The organism is Verrucomicrobiales bacterium (genome assembly GCA_016793885.1).
In the GTDB taxonomy this organism is placed as follows: Bacteria; Verrucomicrobiota; Verrucomicrobiia; order Limisphaerales; family UBA11320; genus UBA11320.
The window spans coordinates 26,414-39,790 of sequence record JAEUHE010000092.1; the positions used below are offsets into that span (position 1 = coordinate 26,414).

The 13,377-nt window shown below is 57.7% G+C and carries 14 protein-coding genes and 1 tRNA gene; 7 read left to right on the top strand and 8 right to left on the bottom strand.

Annotated elements, in window-relative coordinates:
- Positions 1–137: 137 nt before the first annotated feature.
- Positions 138–509 (bottom strand): 50S ribosomal protein L20, encoded by a 372-nt coding sequence (rplT, locus tag JNN07_10675; GenBank protein MBL9168195.1) that lies wholly within the window; start codon positions 507–509, stop codon positions 138–140.
- 72 nt (positions 510–581) lie between these two features.
- The gene (rpmI, locus tag JNN07_10680; GenBank protein ID MBL9168196.1) at positions 582–791 is read right to left on the bottom strand and encodes a 50S ribosomal protein L35; all 210 of its coding nucleotides are present in this window, start codon (positions 789–791) and stop codon (positions 582–584) included.
- 162 nt (positions 792–953) lie between these two features.
- On the opposite strand from rpmI, the gene rplU reads away from it, so the two are divergent.
- From rplU to JNN07_10715, 7 genes are all read left to right on the top strand, one after another.
- Positions 954–1,265 (top strand): 50S ribosomal protein L21, encoded by a 312-nt coding sequence (gene rplU / locus JNN07_10685; GenBank protein MBL9168197.1) that lies wholly within the window; start codon positions 954–956, stop codon positions 1,263–1,265.
- Positions 1,266–1,318: 53 nt separating this feature from the next.
- Complete coding sequence (rpmA, locus tag JNN07_10690) at positions 1,319–1,582, top strand: 50S ribosomal protein L27 (protein ID MBL9168198.1); 264 nt, start codon at positions 1,319–1,321, stop codon at positions 1,580–1,582.
- 62 nt (positions 1,583–1,644) lie between these two features.
- Positions 1,645–2,877: a GTPase ObgE gene (gene obgE, locus JNN07_10695; GenBank protein ID MBL9168199.1), complete on the top strand. Its 1,233-nt coding sequence runs from the start codon at positions 1,645–1,647 to the stop codon at positions 2,875–2,877.
- A complete protein-coding gene (locus tag JNN07_10700; GenBank protein MBL9168200.1) occupies positions 2,874–3,413 on the top strand; it encodes an HAD family hydrolase in 540 nt (179 codons plus the stop codon). Before obgE ends, JNN07_10700 begins: the two co-directional genes overlap by 4 nt.
- Positions 3,414–3,448: 35 nt before the next feature.
- Entirely contained in the window at positions 3,449–4,021 is a 573-nt protein-coding gene (locus JNN07_10705) for a hypothetical protein (GenBank protein ID MBL9168201.1), read from the top strand.
- Positions 4,022–4,085: 64 nt separating this feature from the next.
- On the top strand, positions 4,086–4,832 hold the full coding sequence (kdsB, locus tag JNN07_10710) for a 3-deoxy-manno-octulosonate cytidylyltransferase (protein ID MBL9168202.1): 747 nt from the start codon (positions 4,086–4,088) through the stop codon (positions 4,830–4,832).
- Positions 4,833–4,882: 50 nt separating this feature from the next.
- Positions 4,883–6,517, top strand: a complete 1,635-nt coding sequence (locus JNN07_10715; protein MBL9168203.1) for a CTP synthase — start codon at positions 4,883–4,885, stop codon at positions 6,515–6,517.
- Positions 6,518–6,577: 60 nt separating this feature from the next.
- Here JNN07_10715 and JNN07_10720 read toward each other — a convergent pair.
- From JNN07_10720 to JNN07_10745, 6 genes are all read right to left on the bottom strand, one after another.
- A tRNA-Val gene (locus JNN07_10720) sits at positions 6,578–6,652 on the bottom strand.
- A 462-nt stretch (positions 6,653–7,114) separates the two neighbouring features.
- Positions 7,115–7,588, bottom strand: coding sequence for a tRNA (cytidine(34)-2'-O)-methyltransferase (locus JNN07_10725; protein MBL9168204.1), 474 nt, complete (start codon positions 7,586–7,588; stop codon positions 7,115–7,117).
- Positions 7,585–8,418 carry a tRNA pseudouridine(38-40) synthase TruA gene (gene truA, locus JNN07_10730; GenBank protein MBL9168205.1) on the bottom strand — a complete coding sequence of 278 codons (834 nt, stop codon included), beginning with the start codon at positions 8,416–8,418 and terminating at the stop codon, positions 7,585–7,587. Before truA ends, JNN07_10725 begins: the two co-directional genes overlap by 4 nt.
- Positions 8,418–8,828: a Holliday junction resolvase RuvX gene (gene ruvX / locus JNN07_10735; protein MBL9168206.1), complete on the bottom strand. Its 411-nt coding sequence runs from the start codon at positions 8,826–8,828 to the stop codon at positions 8,418–8,420. The genes truA and ruvX overlap by 1 nt, the downstream gene beginning before the upstream one ends.
- A gap of 290 nt (positions 8,829–9,118) precedes the next feature.
- Positions 9,119–10,315 carry a tail fiber protein gene (locus JNN07_10740; protein MBL9168207.1) on the bottom strand — a complete coding sequence of 399 codons (1,197 nt, stop codon included), beginning with the start codon at positions 10,313–10,315 and terminating at the stop codon, positions 9,119–9,121.
- Positions 10,316–10,375: 60 nt separating this feature from the next.
- Positions 10,376–13,369, bottom strand: a complete 2,994-nt coding sequence (locus JNN07_10745; GenBank protein ID MBL9168208.1) for a hypothetical protein — start codon at positions 13,367–13,369, stop codon at positions 10,376–10,378.
- Positions 13,370–13,377: the final 8 nt, after the last annotated feature.

The following is a 13,377-nucleotide window of genomic DNA, read 5'->3' on the forward strand; positions in this document are numbered from 1 at the left end:
GACTAGGTCCGGATGCTCACGAAGGCACAGCCCGCCTCGGCGGGACAAAAAAAGCGGGCGACCTCATTTAGCGAAGTCGCCCGCCAGTAAAGATTTCCCAGGCTGCACAGCTCGGAAGCTGCTCCAACCCCAGGGCCTTAGGCCGCTTTGGCTTTGGTGACCAAGGCGTTTTGAGCAACCTTGACCAACTCACCAAACGCCGCGGTGTCGGTGGCGGCGATCTCAGCCAGAACCTTGCGGTCCAAAGCGACCTTGGCCGCTTTCAAACCTTCAATGAAACGGCTGTAAGTGATGCCGGCAGCACGAGCCGCGGCGTTGATGCGGACCTGCCACAATCCGCGGAAATTGCGCTTCTTGGTCTTGCGATCGCGATAGGCATACTGACGGCCATGGTCGATGGCGTCCGAAGCGTAGCGGTACAGTTTTGAGCGGCGCATGCGGAAGCCTTTGGCTGCCGTGAGCATGCGTTTACGTCGGCGACGTGAAGCGGGAGCGTTAGTGACGCGCATAGGTCGGAATCGTTAGTCGAATTGAAACAAAGTCAGTGATGTTAAAGGTCTCAGCCAGCCACAGGCACTCGATCAGTGACTGAACGGCAGGTTTTGAGTGATGCGATACGTATCAGTAGGATCCACCTGCTTGGCAGTGCCAAGGGATCGCCGCCGCTTCGAGCTCTTGTGAGCCAGAAGATGCCGGCGTCCAGCGCGCGAACGCATCACTTTGCCAGTGCCGGTGATCTTGAACCGTTTTGCTACGGCTTTTCTCGTCTTATTTCCACGGGGGCGTCTCATAAAAATCTTTAGTCTTTTACTGAAAAAGAGCGCGCAATATAAGAAGCGGATCCAAGACAGGCAAGAGGTAATTTGGAAAGGTTTGCGAAATTTATAAAGAGACTCGTTGACAGAAAGCCTCCGAGATGAAAGATTGCGCGTCCCTTTTGAGGGGCAAAAACTATGTATGCAGTCTTAGAAACCGGAGGAAAGCAGTACCGGGTCGCCGCGGGTGACAAGCTCGAAATCGAACGCTTGGCCGTGGACGCCGGTAAACCGGTGGAGTTTGACCGGGTTCTGCTCGTGAATTTGGATGGCAAGGTGATTGTGGGCGCGCCCACGGTGACCAATGCTCGCGTGGTGGCTGATGTGGTTGCTCATGTGCGGGGCGAGAAGAAAATCGCCTTCAAGATGAGACGCCGCAAGGGCTACCATCGTACGGTGGGCCACCGTCAGGAACTGACCGTCGTCCAGATCAAAGAAATCAAAGCTTAATCGATACCGATTCGTCTCGATTAACTTCTTAGCAACACTTTTCAGCTGATTTTATGGCACATAAGAAAGGTCAAGGCAGCGTTCGTAATGGACGCGACAGCACAAGCAAGCGGCTCGGCGTCAAACGTTTCGGTGGTGAGGTAGTCACCGCCGGCAGCATTATCGTCCGACAACGCGGCAGCCGGTTCGTCGCCGGCCTCAACGTCGGCACGGGTCGGGACTGGACGCTGTTCGCGCTCACCGAAGGTCGTGTCACGTTCGATAAGGGTAGTCGCCGGGTCAATATCTTGCCCGTCGCAGCCCCCGCCGCCAACTAGTCCGTTTTTTTCCACTTCACACGGCGAGGTGAGCAACCTCGCCTTTTTTGTTTTCCCCCCAAATGTTTATTGATGAGATCAAGGTCTACGCCCGCGCCGGACACGGCGGCAAAGGCTGTGTCGCGTTCACTCGGGAGGCCTACCGTCCCAAGGGAGGACCCAGCGGCGGAAACGGAGGACGCGGGGGAAATGTCATCCTCCAGGCCGATCACGATCTCAACAACCTCATCCAGCAGTATTACATCCCCCGCCTCATCGCTCAAACCGGCGAGGCCGGGATGGGTAAAGGCATGGATGGCCATGCCGGCAAGGACCTGATCGTCAAGGTTCCCTGCGGAACCATCGTGTGGCGGCTCACTCCTAAAGTGATCCCCGGACTCACGGTGGATGACGAGGATTCTTCCACCGAGGCTGAAGAGGACGACGACGCGGAAGCAGACGAGGATTCCTCCCAGGCCAAGACACCGCCCCGACTGCCCATTTCTACCGGCGCGCGTCCCGTGCTCCGCCGCAGTGGCAGTGAGATGGCCTACGAGATGAATCTCGAGGAGGAGGAGAAGCCCGCCAGCAAGCAGGATGAGCGTAAGGGCGAACGAATCGCCGACCTTACCGAGCACGGCCAGCAGTTCGTGCTCTGCCAAGGTGGCCGCGGCGGATTGGGCAATCGAAATTTCGCCACCTCCCGGCTTCAGGCACCCCGATTCGCCCAACCCGGCGAACCCGGTGACGAAGGCGAGTTCCTGCTCGAACTCCAGATCATGGCTGATGTTGGCCTGGTGGGCTATCCCAATGCCGGTAAATCCACGCTGCTATCGGCTATTTCACACGCCCGCCCGAAGGTAGCCCCCTACCCTTTCACGACCCTAACTCCCCAGATCGGGATCGTCGAATACACCGGAGATTATCGCCGGCTCACCGTCTGCGACGTGCCCGGGTTGATCGAAGGCGCACACAACAACGTCGGCCTGGGTCACGCCTTCCTCCGTCACATCGAACGTTGCAAGGTCATCATCCTGCTCATCGACATGGCCGGCACCGATGGCCGAGAACCCTGGGACGACTACAAAAAGCTGCTCATCGAATTGGAACTCTACGATCCAGAGCTGCTGAACAAACCCCGCTTCGTCGTCGCCAACAAGATGGACGAGCCAGCCTCCGAAGCGAATCTCAAACAGTTCAAACGCAAAGTCCGTAAAACCCCCGTCCTGCCCATCTCCGCCGGATTCGATGAAGGGATCGAGGCGTTCCGGAAGCTGATTCGCGACGCCGTCGAGGCAGCCGAGCCTCGAAAATGATCCGCGGCGTCTTTCTAGATCGTGATGGCACGCTGATCGAGGAAAAGAATTACCTCCACCGCCCCGAGGACGTCGAATTCTACCCGGGGGCCTTCGCCGCGCTCCGACGACTTCAACAGGCGGGGTTTCTGCTCATCGTTGTCACCAACCAGTCCGGGGTCGGACGGGGCTACTTCACCCTGCAGGATGTGGAGTTGGTGCATCAGCGGATGATCGCCGACTGCTCCCGCGAGGGCGTGACCCTGACCCACTTTTACATCGCTCCCGAGGCCCCCGACCAGCCCAGCCGAGTCCGCAAACCCTCCCCCCAGTTCCTGCTGGATGCCCGCGACCAGTTTCAAGTCGATCTCGCCTCCAGCTTTATGATTGGCGATAAGCTCATCGACCTCGAATGCGGGTGGAATGCTGGTGTGCACAAGTCGATTTTGGTTCGTACCGGATACGGCCGCGAGGTGGAGCGCTCTGCCGGGGAGAAACTCCGCGGCGCTTTCGTCGCTGAAGGACTTTCTCAAGCGGCCGATTACATTCTTGGCTGAAGCTGATCCCACATGGGCGGCACCAGCCAGGATTCATGCGCAGGAAACTCTTTCTCAGTTATTCGTTGCTCCCGCTGTTGATGCTACCATTCCTTCTCGCCGGGCCGCTCTCGCCCTCGGATCTCACCAAGGAGACTTTCCAGACCGCCAAAGGGGAGAACTTTTCCATCGAATATCCCAAAGGATGGAAGAGCCAGCGGCAAACAACAGCGGACATGCCCGTTGCGACTCTGCGTCTGGTCAACCCTGAAGAGTCCACCGTGCTCATGATCTCCCTCATCCCCACCAAGCCAAACACGGTCTTGGATCGTGTGGATGATCTCGAAAAAATTCTCATCAACGGCACCAAACCGATGCTCAAGAACGCCGTCGAGAAGCAGGTGAACTCCCAATCCTTTCGCTCCGATCACTGCATCGGGATCTACGCCACGTTCACCGATGCCCGATTTGTCGATAAACCGCCCACAGCCGGGGAATATCGCTATTCGGCGACGTTCATCCTCACCTACCCGGGCTACCTGGTTACAGCCACCTTCCTGACTCAAGAGGATATTTCCCAATCCTTGGACTTAGCCGTGCTGCTCCTGAAAACACTGCGAAAGGGATGATTCCGCCCTTCTTTTGGTAATCACGCTCGACGTCCAGCCCTGCAGGGGCTAAATCAGCCCACCAATGAAGATCATTGGTGTTATCCCCGCCCGCTTCGGATCCACTCGCTTTCCTGGCAAGCCTCTGGTTCAAATCGCCGGCAAAATGCTGATCCAAAGAGTGGTCGAGCGATGTAAGCAAGCTTCCCTGCTGCAAGAGGTTATCGTCGCCACCGATGACGAACGCATCCGTGCGGCGGTGGCACCCTTCTGCCGGGTGGAGATGACCTCCCCCGACCACCCCAGTGGCACGGATCGTATCGCTGAAGTGGTCCGCCGAGTGCCTTGCGATGCCGTTATCAACATTCAGGGGGATGAACCACTCATCGATCCGGCAGTCATTGAGGAGGTTGCCGGGCTGCTGCCGACGGCAGAAATGTCCACTGCGGCCACCCCGATCAAGGACGTTTCGGAATACGACAATCCAAACGTAGTGAAAGTCGTTGTCAGCGCGACCGGACGCGCCCTATATTTTTCACGTCGCACGATTCCCTATCTGCGAGATGCCGCCGGGGGTTCCGCTCAGGAACAGTTGGCGGCGTTTGTTTTTTTAAAGCACTTGGGCATCTATGGTTATCGCACCAGCGCTCTGTTGAAGCTGGTCCAGTTCCAGGTATCGAACCTGGAAAAGGCTGAAAAACTAGAACAGCTGCGCGCTCTGGAGAACGACATCCCCATCGCGGTCGCCAAAGTCAGTTATGAATGCGTTGGGGTGGATACTCCGGAAGATGTGAGACGGGTGGAAGGGCTCCTTAAGGTTGGTGGGATCTAGAGGATGAGACGGGGACGGACGGTTCGGAATAAGACAGCGCAAACACTCTAATGAAATACATTTTTGTCACCGGCGGTGTGGTCAGTTCGCTAGGCAAGGGATTGACGGCTGCCGCCTTAGGCACCCTGCTCGAAAATCGGGGTCTCAAGGTCGCGCTCCAAAAATTCGACCCCTATCTCAATCTGGATCCGGGAACCATGAGCCCGTACCAGCACGGGGAGGTTTACGTTCTCGATGACGGTGCGGAGACCGACCTGGATCTGGGACATTACGAGCGCTTCACCAGCACCAAACTGAGCCGGACCAACAACCTGACCAGCGGACAGGTCTATCAAACCGTCCTGGATAAGGAACGTCGCGGAGATTACTTGGGCAAAACCGTCCAGGTCATCCCCCATGTCACCGACGAAATTCAAAAGCGCATCCACGACATCACCGAACAATCCAAAGCCGACGTCCTCATCACCGAGATCGGCGGAACGACGGGAGATATTGAAGGCCTGCCGTTCCTCGAAGCGATCCGGGAATTTGCGTTGGAAGCCGGCATCGGCAACGTGCTCTTCCTCCATGTCACTTTCGTCCCCTTCATCAAAGCCGCGGGCGAGTTGAAGACCAAGCCCACCCAACAATCGGTGGCGAAACTCCGCGAAATCGGTATCACCCCCCATATCCTGGTCTGCCGGTGCGAGCAACCGCTGAACAAGGAACTGCGACAGAAGATCTCCCTGTTCTGCAATGTGCCGTATGAAGGGGTGATCGAAGAAAAAGATGTAGACCATTCGATCTATGAGGTGCCGCTGATGCTCCAGCGCGAGCGCTTGGATGACCTGGTCTGCAAACTCCTTCACCTGGATGTGCCCCCGGCCAACATGTCGCATTGGCAAGATATCATTCGAAAACTCATCGCCCCCGCCCATCGGGTCCGCATCGGCGTGGTCGGTAAATACATCGACCTGAACGACGCCTACAAATCCGTCTACGAGGCCATCATCCACGGCGGCGTGGCCAACGACTGCGGTATCGAGATCGAGAAGATCGAATCCGAGCAGATCGAAAAGGAAGGACCCGACCGCATTCTCGGGGGACTGGGCGGCATTCTTATCCCAGGCGGGTTCGGCGAACGGGGAATCGAGGGCAAGGTCATCGCGGCCCGCTACGCTCGCGAGCACAAGTTGCCCTTCCTGGGGCTCTGCCTCGGCATGCAGATCGCCACCATCGAATTCGCCCGCAATGTGCTCCACCTCGCAGGTGCTCACTCCACCGAGTTCGATGTCAACAGTCCGCATCCCGTCATCGCTCTCCTGGATGAACAAAAGGGCGTCGATCGCAAGGGCGGCACCATGAGACTGGGCTCACAGCCCTGCCAGTTGGCCGTTGGCAGCAAGGCGGCCCATCTCTACGGCGCTTTCCTCATCCACGAACGCCACCGCCATCGCTACGAATTCAATAACCTCTACCGCGAACAGTTCGAGAAAGCGGGATTCGTCTTCAGCGGGACGTCGCCTGATGGAAAGCTGGTCGAAGTGATCGAAATCAAGGATCACCCCTTCTACGTCGCCAGCCAGTTCCATCCCGAATTCCAGAGCAAGCCCAACCGCCCGCATCCGCTGTTCAAGGGGTTCATCGCTGCGGTGCACCAACACCTGCATCACAAACCAATTTCCTCAGCCCAACGCCCAAAATAGGCGACCGCGCGAACGTGGTCATGTGGGAGTGGTCTGGAGGCAGCAGGAAAAGAAATGAAATGGTGGGCGGTGAGGGATTCGAACCCCCGACCCACAGCGTGTAAAGCTGCTGCGCTACCGCTGCGCCAACCGCCCGACCGGCCGAAACATTACCGGAGTGTCCCGGCGAATGGCAAACGTACAATTCAACCTATAAACCTAAACCCGGGAATGAATTAACCACGCGGATGGCACGGATTAAGAAGGGTTTGTGATGTCCTTGAGCACGGGTGAGGGTCTTCCTTCCACGTCTTCGCGGATCCGTGTCATCCGCGCAATCCGTGGTTCACCAGTTGCTCCCCCGCTCCGCGCTCTCCGCACCTCCGCGAGAGATTCCGGCAGTCCTTCGGAGTCAGGGAGGGATCTTTTCTCGCGGAGGCGCGGAGAGCGCGGAGAGGAGCGAGTTCATGGAGAGGGGCGTGTTCCTTCCTGACGGGCCCAACCTGTTGAAAATCAACGAAACCACTTTAAAGTTCATAGGAAGGTCGTCGGACTTAGTAAATCGTTCCGCAGGGTGCCCCCCGGGGATATCACTTGATTCCCTGGCTTTTGGATGGCTCAGCCACCCCTCGTCACAGTTGGAAAACCCTGTTGCCTCAAGGCCTCGTAAAGCACAATCGCCACACAGTTGGAGAGATTCAAGGAGCGCGACTCGGGATTGATCATCGGGATGCGCACCCATTGGGCCACATTCTCATCCAGCATCATCCGGGGTAACCCAGCGGTCTCACGCCCAAATACCAGATAATCATCCGGACCGTACCGCACCTCTCCGTAATGCCGAGGCCCTCCCGACTCCACGAACCAGAGTCTGGCGTCAGCCGGCAACGACACCCTGAACGCAACCCAGTTGGGCCAGCACTTCCACTTCACCTGCTTCCAATAATCCATCCCGGCACGCTTGAGTTGCTTGTCGTCCAACTGGAACCCCAGGGGTTCGATGAGATGAAGGGTCGAGCGCGTCGCAGCGCAGAGGCGCGCGATGTTTCCCGTGTTGGGCGGAATCTCTGGTTCCACTAAAACAATGTTCATTCGTCAGCCTCCTCGGGGTGCATCGATGTTGGTTCAACCTCACGGGAGCGGCTGGCTCGAGCCGGCTTACGACCGTAAAACACTTTCTGGAGCACCAGTCCGCACGCCGGGGCGGACATGCCGGCCATGCGACGGTCCTTCGCCGCGAGCATCTCGGCCATCTGTAGGGGACTAAACCGTCCCAACCCCACCTGCACCAAAGTCCCCACGATCCCGCGGCACATCTTGTAGAGGAACCCATCCCCCTCGATCACAAACGTCAGCAGTGAACCGCTGCGGCGAATCTCCACCCGACGCAGCGTGCGAACCGTGTCGGGGATCTCGTAGGAATGGGTCGCCGCGAAGGATCGAAAATCGTGAGTGCCCACCAATTTGCCAGCGGCTTCGCGCATCGTCGGCAAAGCCAATGGCCGCGGAACCTGCCACGCGTAGCGGCGCAGCAGCGGATTCATCGCGCAGTGATTCCACACCCGATACCGATACTGCTTTCCCGAGGCATCAAACCGAGCATGGAAATGCTTCGGTGCCCGGGCTGCTGCCACGATTCGAATATCGGGAGGGAGTTTCGCGTTGAGCCCCAGCACCACATTGCGCATGGAGAGACGAAACCGCTCCTTGGGAAACTCGATATGAGCGACCATCCCCTCCGCGTGCACGCCGGCGTCGGTCCGACTGGAACTATGGAGTCGATGCTGTCCCGGAATCATCTCGGACCAAGCGCGCTCGATCAGCTCCTGCACCCCGGTGCCCGAGGTCTGGAGTTGCCAGCCGGCGTAGTCCGTACCGTCGTAGGCGATGGTCAACCGCAGCTTGATCAATTCCTCGCTCATCAGCTCTGCACATCGAGGAAGCTCTGCAACAAGACCGCTGCCGCCATCGCATCCACTTTCTCCTTGCGCTTGTCGCGTCGGACGTTGGCATCAATCATGACCCGGTTCGCCTGTGCCGAAGTCAGCCGCTCATCCCAGGTTCGGACCGGGGTTGGGATCTTCTCTCGCAGGGCGGCGATAAACTCACGCACCTTCTCGGCCGCCGGCCCGTAGGTGCCGTCCATGTTGCGCGGCATGCCAATGATGATCAGTTCCACCTCCTTTTCTTGGAGCAAGGCCTGAAGGCGAAGCCAGACGCCGTCGATCGGTTCTGCTGGAATGAACTCGATCGGCTGAGCGATCATCTTCAGTTCATCGCTGATCGCCACGCCGATACGTTTCGTCCCATGATCCAATGCCAAAATTCGCACGGATCCAGCGTAACGGACGCTCGGCAAAGGTCACCCAAAAAGGTGGACCAAACCAGCTGGGCGTTCCGGTAGTTCCTCAGCGTGGTCTTAGATGGCCCGAACCCGCAGGGTTCACAGAAATGAGCCGGGGTTGCTGGCACCCCCGGAAAACCTTAGAAGTACGGAGGATCGCGCAGCGATGCCACCAGTTATTCAAGCCCGCGTCACGCCTCACCGCACCTCTCGAACCTGGGTTGACTTAGAGGCTATGGGCCGACCCATTGTGGCCAACACGGGCTGAGTTTTCCTCTTCAATACTTGATGAGATAATGGACATACGAATTCTTCGGCCTCGTCTCGTTTCCTCCGGTAGCTCGAGTGGTTCTCGTAGAATCCAGACGAAAAAGTACATCATTAGATCCGCTCAAGTATGCGTCAACCTCTGTTCCTTCCGTTGCATGTGGCCGGAAGTCGTTGTAAGTGTGCGTATGGCTAGCCAACCCGTCTACTTGAGCAGATCCCACGTTGTTCCCGGTGTTTCCACCAGGTTGATCCACGGTCCGCGCTTCACGATCAGGGTCCCGAGTGGTTGCTCCACTCACTCCCCGAAGGAAACGCCCACGTAGGTCCGGCAGGTTAAAATCGGTCTGGTTGTCACCGGCTGGAAGAGCGACATAGAGTGCTCCAACCGGAGAGGAGGAGCCATTCCCCCAGGCTTGGCCAATCGAGAGGAAAAGATTGGAGAATTTAGGATGTTGCGCATCCAGGGCCGATCCATCACAGAGAAGCCAGCCAGCGGGCACATTGGTTCCCCCGAAGGCGGTGATGGTGCCAGGTGGAACGAGAGCCTCCGCAATGGCTTGAGCCAGACGAGAGATATCGATGCTTCCAGCCGCTAGATTCAGCCCATTCAAGGTACCCTCCGCCAGCAAGGAACCGGTAATGGTCGCCGGGGAGATCAAAGCAGCGGTAATGCTCTGAGGGGCGATCTGTTCAGCCTTGATGCTGGCCGGGACGAGTCGATTACCGGCGATCAACGCCGTCGGCGGATGGTCACTGCCTTGAGCAAAGACGTCCTTCCAGTCAAATCCAGCAAGCTTCCGAGCGTTGGCGGCCTCGACAGCAAAAACGGAAGGAGAAATAGTCTGACGAGGGAGCAGCGGGGGATCGGCCAGGCTGATCTGATCGTCCCCATTGGCATCCAAGGTCATTTCGAGATAAACCGGCGCACCGAAATCAACCCCTTCGAGACTCGCCTTGGACCCAAGGACGGTGCTGATCAAGCCTTGATTCACGGTAAGTCGCTGCACCTCCCCGTTCCAGACCGAGCGCCCGCCAACGGGAGCATCATACATCTTAAATTGGACGGTCCGGACCCCATCGACCCCACCCTCACCCGAAGCACCCGTGAGGCGGCCTTGGAATGGCAGCAGTCGGCCGGACTGATCCGACCAAAGCAGACCAGGCGACGACACCAGAAGGAAAACAGCAAGCAGGCTTAATTTCATAGGCTTAACCATTTGATTTGTTCTAAACACAGATTCGAAAGCGATAGGACAGATCGCCGATCAATTGCCCCAAGCGACAGCCGGCGGTGACCCAACCTCCATCTGAAGGTACAGCTCGATGTCCTCGATATTCTCGATGCGCAACGTCCCCTGACTGCCGATACGCAGCACAAAGTTGTCGCAGAAGAGTGGCCACCCGCCGACCTCGTTCATGGGTACCTGTGTCGAGCTGATGGCGGCCGGGATGCCGATGCCCGTACCGAAGAACGGCTCACCGACTAAACGTTTGTCCGGATCCCGCTGATACAAGGGGATCTGAAAGGTGGAGAGAGAGCGGGTAAACGTAAACACGCTGTCCGGAAAGAATCCGATCCGATCCACGTTACCAAAGAGTTCAACGGAGATAGGAACGGTGCTGCCGGCGGCAAACACGTTCTTACCAACGATCTTCACCCCAATTTTTTTGATCCGATGATTCCAGAACTGATCGAATCCACCACCGGGCCGGTTCTGAGCCACAATCGGGACGGGCGCGGATTGCCCCAGGATAACCCGGGCCTGATTGTAAGTGAGCGGGAAATCAATGCGCAATCGGGTGAAACCGCTGGCGTTCGCGGCGTCGCGATTCGCCAGATCGAGTAAAATCGCGCGAAACTGCTGAATGCTCTGCCGCTCCAGTGCGCTGTCCTGAACATAGTAGTTCCCAGCAAGGTCGTAGCGGTAATCGATGAGCTTGAAGAGATCCCGGCGCAGGCTCAAAGGTTGCCCGGCAAACGAGTTTGCGTCCCACAGAACCGCACTTGGTGCGCCGCGAAATTCCGGCTCCCGCAACTTGGTGTCCCAGGCCTTGAGAGCATTGAAGAAGGCCAGGCCCTGTGTGTGGTTGGGAATGCTGAACACGCTCTCGGCCTCCGTGAAGCCATCGAAGGAGCCGTTGTTCAGCGGAACGATCGTGCTCCCATTGGCTTGCTTGATCGGATTAAGGAACCGCTCGGTCCAGGCAGCCTCGAGCATCCTCGCCAGCTTATAGAGCTCGATCCTATACTCTTGGAGAAGATCACGATATTCCTCTTCGGCCTTCTCTAGTTTAAAGGCCAGGGAAGGATCCCGGTACCAGAGGCGGTCGGTTACATCCTGATAGAAGGCGTGGTCTTGAACGAGACGGTTGGCTCGGCTGAACAACTGCAGAAGCTCGGCGCTGGCGATTGAGGATTGTACGAAAATGGAGGGGATTTGATCAGCAGCGTTCCGTTGATCGATGATCAGGTTCTTAATGACCGCTGCACTCTGGATTTCGTTGATCGCGACTCTCTCGCTGGCGAGTCGCAGTGTCCTAATCGCTATGTCTCTAGTCGAAAGTAGCTTCCCGAGATTGGTTTTCAGCGTCTGGCTGACACCAGATGCCATGCCGCAGGCACAGGTGGTGGTCCAACCCTCCACTGAATCAGCGGTGGCAATCACCGCATCCATGACCGAGATTACCAAGGCGTTGGCTGTGATGGTTAGGTTCTCATTCAGGCTCTTCTTTCGCTCGATGTTGATTCTCTCCACAAACGAACGAACGTGCCCCTTCTTAGCCTCGATCTCACGAATTGCTTGGATCAGGCGCAGAGCTTGAATGGACATCAAGCTCCCGTCCCGCAGCCCATCCCCATTCGGATTCCGTTCGTCCACCAGGCGATCGAATTTCATCTTCACCGCCTGAACGTACGCCTCCCGGGCGGCATCACTCCGGAGGTTACCGTAATTGTCGGGATCTTCACCGGTGATCTCGAGGAGCTGGGTCTCCAAGGAGTTCCGTAGCGATATGTCACGTTCCCCATTGAGGGTCTGGGCCTGCTCAGTGCGCGCCAGTTCGTAGGCCACGGATCCATCTGCCGGCACCTGAGCGTCCCCACCCCACTTCAACCGGGCAGCTTCATAGGCATCCCGACAGAGGCCAATCTGCATCTGAATGCTAGTGGGATCCCACGCACTGACCAACGCGGTTTGTGTCGGCTTCTCTCCCGCGAGGATCTGATCCCGCAAGCGGACCGCATCCGTCACACTCACGCGGGCTTGGTCGATCTTCGCCTGCTGAAATTCGTTGACGGTGCCATCGGTCCCATCGCTGAGCCGGGCCGCCAGTGGCAAAGTGGCCAGGAACTGAGCGTGCACATCATTCCTCAAAAGTTCGGCCGCCCGATTCAACATGGCGTTCTTTTCGACCTCCGTACGCTTAGCTCCAGCACCCGGACCCGCATAGGCGCTGCGCCAGAGTTGATCGGCATAGCCCACCGTGGCCAGACCATATCGTTCGAGCGAGCTGCCATACAAATAGGCCACCGATTGACTGGCTTCCCGATCCTGCACCGCTGGCCCTCCGAAGTTGGGATCATCAAACCGATCGTGGTCCAGAATGCCATCCTCCTTTTCCTCATCGAACGTCACATAATGGGGGACGGTCGGATACAGAGAGCTGCCCGCCCGCAAGGCTCCGGTGGTATCCTCCGCGACATAACTCAGCACATCCTTAATCGCCTGCTGGAAATAGAGGCGAGCATAGGTCAGCTGTTTTTGAGAGGTTCCAGGAAACACAGTCGCTTCCTCCTTAGGCATCAGACGACTGTCGTTCGCAGAACTGCTCCCCGGGTATGACACCCGCACCCCGTCGAGAAGATCTTTATTGCCAGCGTATAAATACCCCGTCGCCAAGCTTTCCAACGCCTCCCAGGCAATCACCTTGGCCTGGATGGAACGCGGGGCCTGGCCGCTCACGAAGCTACTGGGTTCAGTAGGCTCCGCACGACGGATGGAGAGCGCCAGCTCCACGGTCTCGGCTAGACTGGGCCGGTTGGAGGTACGCCCGTTCAAACCCAAGAAGTCCTCCACCAGCACTTTACGGGTCTTGGACTCCGGGAATCCATTCAGGTACGACCGCCCCTCCACCAACCGGCTAAAGGCGGTGTCCAGCTCGTCAGCCTGGAGGCCTAAAACCGTCCAACCCGCCACGCAAGCCCCAGCAACCAGAGGCCGAGATACCAGGCTCTGACGGAGGATTCGGAGTGTTCTCATCACACAAA

What these genes read in the sequence shown, in the direction of transcription:
- rplT (MBL9168195.1), bottom strand. Translation starts at nt 509, where the DNA reads ATGCGCGTCACTAACGCTCCCGCTTCACGTCGCCGACGTAAACGCATG.
- rpmI (MBL9168196.1), bottom strand. Translation starts at nt 791, where the DNA reads ATGAGACGCCCCCGTGGAAATAAGACGAGAAAAGCCGTAGCAAAACGG.
- rplU (MBL9168197.1), top strand. Translation starts at nt 954, where the DNA reads ATGTATGCAGTCTTAGAAACCGGAGGAAAGCAGTACCGGGTCGCCGCG.
- rpmA (MBL9168198.1), top strand. Translation starts at nt 1,319, where the DNA reads ATGGCACATAAGAAAGGTCAAGGCAGCGTTCGTAATGGACGCGACAGC.
- obgE (MBL9168199.1), top strand. Translation starts at nt 1,645, where the DNA reads ATGTTTATTGATGAGATCAAGGTCTACGCCCGCGCCGGACACGGCGGC.
- JNN07_10700 (MBL9168200.1), top strand. Translation starts at nt 2,874, where the DNA reads ATGATCCGCGGCGTCTTTCTAGATCGTGATGGCACGCTGATCGAGGAA.
- JNN07_10705 (MBL9168201.1), top strand. Translation starts at nt 3,449, where the DNA reads ATGCGCAGGAAACTCTTTCTCAGTTATTCGTTGCTCCCGCTGTTGATG.
- kdsB (MBL9168202.1), top strand. Translation starts at nt 4,086, where the DNA reads ATGAAGATCATTGGTGTTATCCCCGCCCGCTTCGGATCCACTCGCTTT.
- JNN07_10715 (MBL9168203.1), top strand. Translation starts at nt 4,883, where the DNA reads ATGAAATACATTTTTGTCACCGGCGGTGTGGTCAGTTCGCTAGGCAAG.
- JNN07_10725 (MBL9168204.1), bottom strand. Translation starts at nt 7,588, where the DNA reads ATGAACATTGTTTTAGTGGAACCAGAGATTCCGCCCAACACGGGAAAC.
- truA (MBL9168205.1), bottom strand. Translation starts at nt 8,418, where the DNA reads ATGAGCGAGGAATTGATCAAGCTGCGGTTGACCATCGCCTACGACGGT.
- JNN07_10740 (MBL9168207.1), bottom strand. Translation starts at nt 10,315, where the DNA reads ATGAAATTAAGCCTGCTTGCTGTTTTCCTTCTGGTGTCGTCGCCTGGT.
- JNN07_10745 (MBL9168208.1), bottom strand. Translation starts at nt 13,369, where the DNA reads ATGAGAACACTCCGAATCCTCCGTCAGAGCCTGGTATCTCGGCCTCTG.